Origin of the sequence: Paracoccus sp. (in: a-proteobacteria), from assembly GCF_046462195.1 — a bacterium.
Taxonomy (GTDB): domain Bacteria; phylum Pseudomonadota; class Alphaproteobacteria; order Rhodobacterales; family Rhodobacteraceae; genus Paracoccus.
This window is the reverse complement of record NZ_JBKGUN010000288.1, coordinates 1-9831: the sequence shown is the minus strand read 5'-3', so window position 1 is coordinate 9831 and position 9831 is coordinate 1. Positions and strand designations below refer to the sequence as shown.

At 65.2% G+C, this 9831-nt stretch carries 8 protein-coding genes and 1 riboswitch; of the genes, 2 read left to right on the top strand and 6 right to left on the bottom strand.

The features are described from left to right. The 6 genes from ACLHHB_RS17315 to ACLHHB_RS17290 form a co-directional block, all read right to left on the bottom strand. Window positions 1-1258, bottom strand: a 1258-nt coding sequence (locus ACLHHB_RS17315; RefSeq protein WP_410219529.1) for an ABC transporter permease, incomplete at its 3' end; no start/stop codon positions are given. Between the two features lie 57 nt (window positions 1259-1315). Next, window positions 1316-2392 (bottom strand): ABC transporter substrate-binding protein, encoded by a 1077-nt coding sequence (locus ACLHHB_RS17310; protein ID WP_410219528.1) that lies wholly within the window; start codon window positions 2390-2392, stop codon window positions 1316-1318. Between the two features lie 99 nt (window positions 2393-2491). Then, a complete protein-coding gene (locus ACLHHB_RS17305) occupies window positions 2492-3562 on the bottom strand; it encodes an ABC transporter substrate-binding protein (RefSeq protein WP_410219527.1) in 1071 nt (356 codons plus the stop codon). Between the two features lie 97 nt (window positions 3563-3659). Continuing rightward, window positions 3660-4763: an ABC transporter ATP-binding protein gene (locus ACLHHB_RS17300; RefSeq protein WP_410219526.1), complete on the bottom strand. Its 1104-nt coding sequence runs from the start codon at window positions 4761-4763 to the stop codon at window positions 3660-3662. Window positions 4764-4995: 232 nt separating this feature from the next. After that, on the bottom strand, window positions 4996-6906 hold the full coding sequence (locus tag ACLHHB_RS17295) for a DEAD/DEAH box helicase (RefSeq protein WP_410219525.1): 1911 nt from the start codon (window positions 6904-6906) through the stop codon (window positions 4996-4998). A 152-nt stretch (window positions 6907-7058) separates the two neighbouring features. After that, a complete protein-coding gene (locus tag ACLHHB_RS17290) occupies window positions 7059-7535 on the bottom strand; it encodes an acyl-CoA thioesterase (protein ID WP_410219524.1) in 477 nt (158 codons plus the stop codon). 295 nt (window positions 7536-7830) lie between these two features. Here ACLHHB_RS17290 and ACLHHB_RS17285 point away from each other — a divergent pair, with 295 nt between their 5' ends. Together ACLHHB_RS17285 and thiD are read left to right on the top strand one after the other, a co-directional pair. After that, entirely contained in the window at window positions 7831-8202 is a 372-nt protein-coding gene (locus ACLHHB_RS17285) for a chromate transporter (protein ID WP_410219523.1), read from the top strand. A gap of 781 nt (window positions 8203-8983) precedes the next feature. Continuing rightward, a riboswitch (TPP riboswitch) is annotated at window positions 8984-9084 on the top strand. A 66-nt stretch (window positions 9085-9150) separates the two neighbouring features. Beyond that, window positions 9151-9831: bifunctional hydroxymethylpyrimidine kinase/phosphomethylpyrimidine kinase (thiD, locus tag ACLHHB_RS17280; protein WP_410219522.1), on the top strand; the 681-nt coding region annotated here is incomplete at its 3' end.

Genomic DNA, 9831 nt, shown 5'->3' with positions numbered 1-9831 from the left:
GCCAGTAGAGCACCAGCACCGCCCCCAGCAGCAGCGCCGCCAGTGCCGCCGCCAGCGACCAGTTCAGGGTCGAGGTCATGTGCATCGCGATCATGTTGGAAATCAGCTGGCCGGACGAGCCGCCGACCAAGGCCGGCGTGATGTAGTAGCCGACTGCCAGAATGAAGACGAGAAGCGCACCCGCCCCAAGGCCCGGCAGCGTCTGCGGGAAATAGATGCGGCGGAAGGCGGTCCAGCTGGTCGCGCCCAGACTGCGCGCGGCGCGGACATAGGCAGGGTTGATCGTCCGCATGACCGAGTAAAGCGGCAGGATCATGAAAGGCAGCAGGATATGCGTCATCGCGACGATCGTGCCGGTCTGGTTATAGATCATCTGCAACCGCTGCCCGCCCCCGATGACACCCAGCCAGACCAGGATGTCGTTGATGACACCCTGCTGCTGCAACAACACCATCCAGCTGGTCGTCCTGACCAGCAGCGAGGTCCAGAAGGGCAGCAGCACCAGGATCATCAGCAGGTTCGACTTGCGCATGGGTAGTGTCGCCAGAAGATGCGCGATGGGAAAGCCCAGCACGAACGTCAGTGCCGTGATGACCGCCGACAGCCAGAAGGTCCGCCAGAACAGCATCAGGTAGACGCGCTGATTTTCCGCCACCTGCTCGACCGCGCCTTCCGCATTGCGGGTACGATCGACCGAGGCGAGGTAGAAATTGGCGGTAAAGGGTTTTGCCGCTTCACGCATGGTCGCCCACAGCAGGGGATTGCCCCATGCCTCGTTGATCTCCAGCAGCGCCTGGTCATAGGGTGGCTCGATCCCGCGGCGGACCTGTCGGCCGGTCGAGGTGAAGACCGAGCGCGTGCCCGACATGTCATAGTTGATGCGGGTTCCGACTACACCGATGGTACGCGCCTCGGCGGCCGCCGAAAGGTCGGCCGCCAGTGCCGCCCAGGCCGCATCATCGGGGGGTGTTCCGCGTTCGGTCGCGGCGAACCAAGCCGAAACCTGCGGCATGTTTGCCGAGAAGCCGTCGTTGTAGAAGGATCGTTGCAGCATCTGCCCGATCGGCACCACGAAGGTGATCAGGATGAAGGCCAGCAGCGGCAGGACCAGCAGAAAGGCGCGGCGGCGGGCGCGCGTCTGGCTGCGCGCCAGGGCACGTGCCAGAGGCTTGCCGTCGGCGGTGGTCAATGTGCCCGATCCCACACCCGATGCGGTGGTGGCGATGGCGGCATGTGGATCAAGTGCGGCGTCGGCCATGTCGTTCCCGGCAATCAGGGCCGCCGCCCCTGTCATGAGAGGCGGCGGCGTTTCGGATCAGGAGGCTGCCAGCCAGCTGTTGAATCGCTCGGTCAGTTCCGCCGCGTGGTCGGCCCAGAACTCGGGATCATCCATGACGGCGTTCTCCAGCGCTTCGGGGCTTGTGGGCATGTGCGGGCCCATCTCGGTCACGCCATCCTGATAAAGACCTACCAGGTTAGCCGAGGATTGGCGCGACGGGCCATAGGCGATGTACTTTGCCTGATCGGCCAAAGGCTGGGTGCCCGTGGCGAACTTCAGGTATTCCATCGCCGCTTCCGGGTTCGGTGCGTCCTTGGGAATGACGAACATGTCCATGTCCATGTACTGCCCGTCCCAGATGATCTCGAAGGGCTGCTTTTCCCCCACGATCGCGTCAAAGGCGCGGCCGTTATAGACGGTAGTCATGCTGACCTCGCCATCGGCCAGCAACTGCACGGGCTGCGCACCGGCTTCCCACCAGACGACGTCCGGCTTGATCGTGTCCAGCTTTGCAAAGGCGCGATCGACGCCCTCCTCGGTGCTCAGGACGTCATAAACCTCGTCTGCCGGAACACCGTCGGCGATAAGGGCCAGGTACAGCGTGCGCTTGGGATTGCGCGGCAGGCCCCGTTTGCCGGGAAAGGTTCCGGTGTCGAAGAAGTCCGCCGCCGTGCTGGGAGCCTGGCCCTCGAACTTGGTGGTGTTGTAGGAAATGACCGTGCCCCAGACGATGTTGGCCACGGCGCAATCCTGCAGCGCGCCGGGAACGAAATCGTCGGCGGCCGGCGTCCCGTCAGGCGCATCGGGCAGCGTGGCCGGATCGATCTCGACCAGGGCGCCTTCGTCGCACAGCTGGATCGCGTTCGACACCTCGACATCGAACACGTCGCCGGTGACGTTGTTGGCCTCGACCTGCGCGCGCAGAGGCGTTGCCGGGTTGTCGGCGGCGATCATGTTGACCTTGATGCCGGTCTTTTCGGTAAAGGGCTTGTTGTAGGCCTCGATCTGGCTGATCTCGTAGGCCCCGCCCCACGAGACAACATTCACCTCTTGCGCGGAGGCGGCGAAGGCCATGGCCGTCAGGGCCGTGGACAGCATAAGCGTGGTTTTCAAGACAAGATCTCCCTGGTGGATCGTATCGGGCGTTTGCACCCGTTGTCGGTGGCCCTTTTCGGGCAATGCCGGGGCGGGCTGCCGCCCCGACAGGTGGCGTCAGCTGGCAAGCCAACTGTTGAAACGCTCGTTCAGCTCGGCATCGCGATCAACCCAGAATTCCAGGTCCGAGGCCAGGGCGTTTGTCATGTTTTCCTCGGACGTGGGCAGGTTCGGACCCATCGGCTCGTCGCCGCCCTCGATGTTGCCGACCAGCGCGGCGGCCGAACGGCGCGGAGGGCCATAGCTGATGAATTCAGCCGCGCGGGCCTGAGGCGCGGGCGCGGTTGTCCATGCGACGAACTGCATCGCCTCTTCCATGTTCGGGGCACCCTTCGGAACGACCCACCCTTCCATCTCATAGATCTGGCCGTCCCAGATGATCTCGAAGGGTTGGTTGTCCTCGTAGGCTGCGTTGAAGATGCGGCCGTTGAAGGCATAGGCCATGCTGACTTCACCATCGGCCAGCAGTTGCGGCGGCTGCGCGCCAGCCTCCCACCAGATCACGTCGTTCTTGATCGTGTCCAGCTTTGCAAAGGCACGATCGACGCCTTCCGGTGTTGCCAGCACCTCATAGACTTCCTCGGCCGGAACGCCGTCGGCCATCAGCGCCAGTTCCAGGTTGAACTTGGCACCCTTGCGCATGGTGCGCTTGCCGGGGAAAGCCTCGGTGTCGAAGAAATCGTCGGGCGTGGCCGGCTTGGCATCCGGGAACCGGCTGTCGTTGAAGGCCAGGACCATGGAATACACGTCGGTGCCCACGAAACATTCGGTGATCGCGCCGTCGATGAAGTCCTCCTCGGCAGCGGTGCCGTCCTCGGCGGCCACCAGGATGGATGGGTCGATCGGCTCCAGCAGCCCTTCGTCGCACAAGCGCACCGCGTCGGCATATTCGACCGAGGCGACATCGACGGTCACGTTGCCGGCCTCGACCTGTGCCTTGATCGGCGTGGCAGGGTTGTCCGCATCCGACATGTTCACGGGGATGCCGGTGTCGGCGGTGAAGGGCTTGGCATAGGCTTCGAGGTGGCTGTTGCCATAAGCGCCACCCCAGGACAGCAGGTTGACATCGGCCAGCGCCGGCGCAGCCACAAGGCCCAGGGCGGTTGTCATTGCAAGTGTGCGTTTCATCAGGATCTCCAACTGCGAAGGGACGCGGCGATTGCGCCGTCATTCTTGGCCGCGACAGGTGCGGCGGTCGGCGCGGCAAGCCGCGCCGCAGAAACCGTCAGATCGGATCCAGCGCGCGCGCATCCTGCGGATGCCAGCCGATGCGGATCCGCTGCCCGGCGTCCAGACGGGTCTGGCCGATCGTGTTGCGCATCTTCATCACGAAATTCTCGCTGCCGGACACGCGCAGCCGGGCGCGGAGGATGTCGCCCATGTAGATCACCTCGAGAACCTCTGCCTCGATCGTATGGGCGCCCGGGGGCATCATCTCGGGCTTGAACTCGACCCGTTCCGGCCGGATCGAGACGGTGGTGCGCTGCCCCCTTTCACGGATGTTGACAGCCGTGGCGTCGATGACGCCGCCGCCATCCAGACGTACCAATGCCTTGTCCCCTTCCAGCCGCTCGATCGTTCCCGGCAATGCATTGTTTTCACCGATAAAGCTCGCGACGAAACTGTTTTCGGGACGTTCGTACAAGGACGACGGGCTGGCCAGCTGCTGGATGCGCCCGTCGTTGAAGACCGCGATGCGATCCGACATGGTCAGCGCCTCGCCCTGGTCATGGGTCACATAAACGACCGTGATTCCCAGTTTCTCGTGCAGGTGCTTGATCTCGAACTGCATGTGTTCGCGCAGCTGCTTGTCCAGCGCCCCCAGCGGTTCATCCATCAGCACGAGTTCAGGGTCGAACACCAGCGCCCGGGCCAGCGCGATCCGCTGCTGCTGGCCGCCGGACAACTGTGCGGGGCGCCGGTTGACGAACTTGCCCATCTGAACCATGTCCAAGGCGCGCGTGATCCGCGTCTTGCGTTCGTCCGCGGCCATGCCCCGGACCTCCAACGGAAAGGACAGGTTCTCGCCCACGGTCATGTGGGGAAACAAGGCATAGTTCTGGAAGACCATCCCGATCCCACGCTTGTGAGGCGGCACCTGGTTGATGGGACGGCCGTCTAGGCGGATCTCGCCATGGGTGGCGGTCTCGAAACCGGCCAGCATCATCAGGCAGGTCGTCTTGCCGGAACCGGACGGCCCCAGCATGGTTAGGAATTCGCCCTTCCCGATCGAAAGGTTCAGATCCTTTACGACAAGCGTTTGTCCATCATAGCTTTTTTGCACATGCTCGAAGGCGACGAAAGCATCGCCGTGGCGGTCGTCCAGCAAAAGGCGCTCTCCCTGTTGTCGTTGGTTATTCAGCGCAAGGGAGAGGTTATGCGGGCGGTCGCCAAGCTGGCAAGACCAATTACGACATTCGGCGGTCGCAATGCGGCATGCCGGCCAAGGCTATCGCCTTGGCCGGCAGGGAATTTTCATTGAATGCAAAAAGACTTGTCCGACTTGCCCGTTTTTCAGGCAGTCTGCGGACCGGGTGTTGATCCCGGTCCGGGTCCAGCCATCATCCCGGACGCTTTGGGCCCTTGCGGTGCGGTTTCGGCGCCGCTGCCTTGTCGGCGCGCGGCTTGGCTTTGGCGGCCCATGCGGGCTTGCCGGCGGCACCTTCGGCTGATGATTTCTTCTTCCACGCCTTTACTGCCGGACGGGGACCGTCATCCTTGCGCGGATCGGCCAACGGAGCGTCGTCGGGCAGCCAGCCACCGCGTGCGGCCTTGACCCGGCCTTGGTGCCCCGTGTCATCGGCCGGCTTGTGGCGCGGCGCAGGCTTGCGGGCAGGACGATCGTCACGCTCCGGGCGCGGACGCGGCGAACGTTCGGAAGGACCGTCCAGCTGCGGCTCTCCCTCCATCCGGCGCATCGTCAGCTCAGGTGTCACCTCGATGAAATCGCCGAAACGGTCCGCCATCTCGGCAGCGATCTGGACATAGGACAGGTCCTGCTTGACCCGGATCGCCCCGATCGCGTCGCGGGTGATCCCGCCTGCATCACAGATCTTGGGCAGCAGCCAACGCGCCTCGGCCCGGCCCGAATGGCCCACCGACAGCGTGAACCAGACCGAGGGACCGAACTCGCGCGGCTGGCGGGGCGCCATGGGCGCGGGCGGGGCCTGCGTTTCCATCAGTTCCTCGGCTGCCGGACGGCCTTCGCGCCACAGGCGCAGAAAGGCCACGGCCACCTGTTCCGCGCCGAACTGCTCCAACAGTTGGGCGGCCAGGGGGGCATCCTCGCCGGCCTCTTCCTTAAAGGCAGGGTGGTCCAGGATCCGCTGGTCGTCGCGCGCGCGCACCTCGTCGGCCGAAGGCGCGTTGTGCCATTCCGCAACCACCTTGGCGTTCTGCAGCAAACGCTGCGCCCGCTTGGTGTCCGAATTCGGCACGATCAGCGCGGATACGCCCTTGGACCCGGCGCGGCCCGTCCGGCCCGAACGGTGCAGCAGGGTTTCCGGGTTGGTCGGCAGATCCGCGTGGATCACCAGCTCCAGCCCCGGCAGGTCGATGCCGCGCGCGGCCACGTCCGTGGCGATGCAGACGCGCGCCCGTCCATCACGCAATGCCTGCAGGGCATGGGTCCGCTCCTGCTGGCTCAGTTCGCCGGACAGGGCCACGCATTTGAAGCCGCGGTTCGACATGCGCGCCAGCAGGTGGTTCACGTTGGCCCGCGTCTTGCAGAAGACGATGGAGGTCTGCGCCTCGTGGATGCGCAGCAGGTTGAAGATCGCCGGTTCGCGGTCGCGTGCGGTGACGTTATAGGCACGATAGGCGATGTCGCCGTGCTGGCGCGCCTCGCCCATGGCGGCAATCCGCAGGGCATCGCGCTGAAAGTCACGGGCCAGCTTTTCGATGGCCGAAGGCACCGTGGCCGAGAACATCAGCGTGCGGCGTTCCACAGGCGCGGCGCCCAGGATGTATTCCAAGTCCTCACGGAAACCCAGGTCCAGCATCTCGTCCGCTTCGTCCAGCACGGCAGCGCGCAGGTCCGAAAGATCCAGGCTGCCGCGGTCGATATGGTCGCGCAGGCGGCCGGGCGTGCCGACGACGATCTGCGCACCGCGCTGCAGCGCACGGCGTTCGTTGCGATAGTCCATGCCGCCCACGCAGGTGGCGATCTGCGCCCCGGTTCCGGCATAAAGCCATTCCAGCTCGCGCGCGACCTGCAGCGCCAGTTCGCGGGTCGGCGCGATGGCCAGCGCCAGGGGCAATTCGCCCGCCAGCATCCGGTCGCCGTCCAGCAGGTCGGCGCCCACGGCCAAGCCAAAGGCCACGGTCTTGCCCGATCCCGTCTGCGCCGAAACCAGCACATCGCGCCCCTGCGCCTCGGGTGCCAGAACGGCCGTCTGGACGCTGGTCAGGCTTTCATAGCCCTTGTCTGCCAGCGCCGCCTGCAGCGGGGCCGGGATCATCAGTTCAGTCATGTGATTCGCCAATGCGGGGATGCCGATCCATACGGCATCCGGTGAGCGGCACCTTGCGTCGCTGCGACCGGCCCACCCTGCACCCGCCGCCCCGGACATGCGGAGCCAAAGAAAGCCTCCTACGCCACCCGAAGGACGAAGTCCACCACTGATCAGCTGGCCGTTTTCGCGGCGTCCTGCCGGGCCGCGATCTCGCGCCGCATGGTGCGCCGGATCTCAGCAGACCGCCAGCGCTGGCGGTCGATGTCGTCCTCCAGTTCCGGCTTGGGGACGGGAACGGGGTGGCCGCGTTCGTCCACGGCCACCATGGTGAAATAGCACGAGTTGGTATGGCGGCGCGTGCCGCGGCGGATGTTCTCGGCCTCGACGCGGATGCCGATTTCCATCGACGTCCGGCCGGTATGGTTCACACGCGCGCGAAAGGTCACCAGTTCGCCCACATGGATCGCCTCCTTGAAGGTGACCTGGTCGACCGACAGCGTCACCGCATATTCGCCCGACCAGCGCGACGCGCAGGCATAGGCCACCCGGTCCAGCGCGGCCAGCAACGCCCCGCCATGCACCTTGCCGCTGAAGTTCGCCATGTCGGGCGACATCAGCACCGTCATTTCCAATCCGCGCCTGTCCATCGGTTGCTCCCTTCGATCTGCCAGCCTCTCATGACAGCGCTTGTGCCATGGGAACAGCGAAAGCGTCCGCACGCTTGACGGAAGGCCGCACCACGGCGAGAAGGCAACAACCGTCAGGGGATCCATTCCTGCCGTCCAGAACCACGCCGGCCCTCCGCGAAGGTTTCCGCGTCTGGGCACGCATCGCAGCGCTCAGTTCGGTGGCCTGCAGGGCAGATCGCCGTCATGCACCGTCCTGATCGAAAAACAGCGCTGGGTTGGCGGAGCGCGATCCCTCCACGCCCTGAACTTCTGCATGCCGCTGCCGGCCCTCGAGGCGCAGCAACTGGCGACTCAGGAGGTCTGGCTGATGAATGGCGTGAAGGGCACACTGCTTGCAGGCATCTGGTCCATCCTGCCCGGCGTACGGCCCATCATGGCCTTATCCTGGATCTATATAGTCCTGGGCAATGTGACGGTCTTCGAGGGGCTGTTCTTCGGCCTCAAAGCTGCCGTGCTTGCGATTGTGGTGCGGGCGGTCATCCGATCTGCCGGCAAGGCCCTGAAGGGTCCGAAACTGCATGTCATCGCACTTGCGACGTTTCTGGCGCTTTTCCTGCCAGACACGTCATCCCCAGTGGTGACCGCGCTGACCCATGCCATAGCCCCTGCATGCCCCCGTTACTGATATCACGCCGCACGCGCTTCCCACCCGTGACCGCCCGTGCAGCGTGTCATGCTGCCGTCTGGGCGCTGTTCCTGTGGCTGGCGGCTGTGGCGGCCCTGCTTCTGCAGGCGCCGAACAGCGTTTCCGCCGATATTGCGATCTCCTTTCTCGCAACTGGCCGTTCTGATGTTCGGCGGGGCCTGTACGGTGTTGGCCTAGGTCGCGCAGGAGGCCGCCGGCCCTTCGGATGGCTGCGACCGGGGAAAGGTTGGCTTGGGAGGGCCGAAACGATGCGGGGTCCCCTGATCAAGGTGCTGCAGTTCGTTGGCTTCATGGCGGCGCTGCGCGTGGCGGGTGGGGAACAGCCTCTGCTGGCCGCGACGCTTGACGCGCTGCTGGCGAACTGGGTTCTCTTTACGCCGTGCCTTGCATGGATTTTTCTTAACGCGGCCTTCATGAACTTGCGGCAGAACCGCGGCCTGACCGGCGCACTGCGGGCGGTGACGGTGACCGTTGTAGGAGGTCATCCTGAACCTTGTCTTGTGACTTGCCATCCACCTGATCTGGGTCCGGCCACAGTAATTGAGGCCGGGCCTCTCGGGACGGGACTGCCGGTCCTGTCCTCCCTTGATCCTGCGGCGGCGGTTTTGTCGGCCCTTGCGCTGGTGGCGGTGATACGCTGGCGCATCGGGATGGTGCGCCTGCTGGCCGGCGCCGCATCGACTGGCATCGTGCTGCACCTGTCCGCCCTGACCGGCTGCCCCCCCTTGCGCGTCCACCATCGGCCCGCTAGCCTTTGTCATGCAAACCGTTGGGGTGTCCCGTCAGGGACTGAGAGGCGTCAGCCAACCCATCGAACCTGATCCGGGTCATGCCGGCGGAGGGAACGGTGCAGATGATCACGGCCCGGCGCCGTTCCTTTGTTCCCCCATCGTCTGGTCACGACCCGCCTGAACCAAGGGGGACGACGTGACAGCAGCCATTGCCCTGACCATCGCGGGCTCGGATTCCGGCGGGGGCGCAGGTATTCAGGCCGATCTCAAGACGTTTTCGGCGCTCGGCGTTTACGGGGCCAGCGTGGTGACCGCGCTGACTGCGCAGAACACTCTGGGTGTCGCGCGGGTCGAAGCGGCCAGTCCCGAGATGATCCGCGCGCAGATCAAGGCAGTTTTTGCCGATCTGGATGTCGCGGCCGTCAAGCTGGGAATGCTGGGGGGCTCGGATTCCATTGCCGCCGTGGCCCAAGGGCTGGCGGGATGCGACCTGCCGGTGGTTCTGGACCCGGTGATGGTGGCCAAGTCAGGCGATGCTCTGTTGCTCCCTGACGCGATCGACAGCCTGCGGACGCTGCTGTTGCCGCGCACCGTGCTTTTGACCCCCAACCTGCCCGAAGCCGCGCGCCTGCTGGACGGGCCGGTTGCAGAAACCGAGGATCAGATGGCCGACCAGGGTGCGGCGCTGCGCGAAATGGGCGCCGAGGCCGTGCTGATGAAGGGCGGCCATGCCGAGGGTCCGGTCTGCACCGACCTGCTGATCATGGCCCAAGGGGTGACCCGGCTGTCGGCCTCGCGGCAGGCGACCCGGAACACCCATGGCACCGGCTGCACTTTGTCGGCCGCCATTGCCGCCGGTCTGGCACAGGGCCTTTCC

Bases quoted from the DNA above. Each gene is read 5' to 3' on its own strand.
- ACLHHB_RS17290 (WP_410219524.1), bottom strand. From the start codon at position 7,535: ATGGACAGGCGCGGATTGGAAATGACGGTGCTGATGTCGCCCGACATG.
- ACLHHB_RS17285 (WP_410219523.1), top strand. From the start codon at position 7,831: ATGCCGCTGCCGGCCCTCGAGGCGCAGCAACTGGCGACTCAGGAGGTC.
- ACLHHB_RS17295 (WP_410219525.1), bottom strand. From the start codon at position 6,906: ATGACTGAACTGATGATCCCGGCCCCGCTGCAGGCGGCGCTGGCAGAC.
- ACLHHB_RS17305 (WP_410219527.1), bottom strand. From the start codon at position 3,562: ATGAAACGCACACTTGCAATGACAACCGCCCTGGGCCTTGTGGCTGCG.